Here is a 467-nt window from a genome sequence, read left to right as displayed (position 1 = left end):
TACGGAACCATCCCCGCCGGCTGGGCCAGGCACCTCGCCCGCCACGGGACAAAAACCCGCAACCCCGACGCGGCAAAGTTGAAGACCTGGATCCGGCGGCTCTACACAGCCCCAAGCACCGGAGACCTCATCGCCATGGACTCCACCGCCCGGCTCTTCCCACCGGCCCTGCGCCGGCTTATCGAAGTCCGCGACGACACCTGCCGCACCCCCTACTGCGACGCCCCCATCCGCCACCACGACCACATCCTCCCCTGGCACAACGGCGGACCCACCACAATTGAGAACGGCGCCGGACTCTGCGAAGCCTGCAACCACACCAAAGAACAACCCGGCTGGAACACCACCGCACGCCCACCCGCAACTCCACCACCCACACCCCCACCCCAAGGCCGACCCAGGCACCACACCCAACTCACCACCCCCACCGGCCACACCTACCACTCAACCGCACCCCCACCACCAGG

Annotated in this window: 1 protein-coding gene; it reads left to right on the top strand. The window is 67.9% G+C overall.

Features of this window, described 5'->3' with window-relative positions:
• Positions 1 to 467, top strand: a 467-nt coding sequence (locus ACU18_RS18990) for an HNH endonuclease (RefSeq protein WP_197273631.1), incomplete at both ends; no start/stop codon positions are given.

This window comes from Arthrobacter sp. ZBG10, assembly GCF_001238605.1.
Classification (GTDB): domain Bacteria; phylum Actinomycetota; class Actinomycetes; order Actinomycetales; family Micrococcaceae; genus Arthrobacter.
Note: the sequence above shows the minus strand (reverse complement) of the source record. Positions and strands in the feature narration are given on the sequence as shown.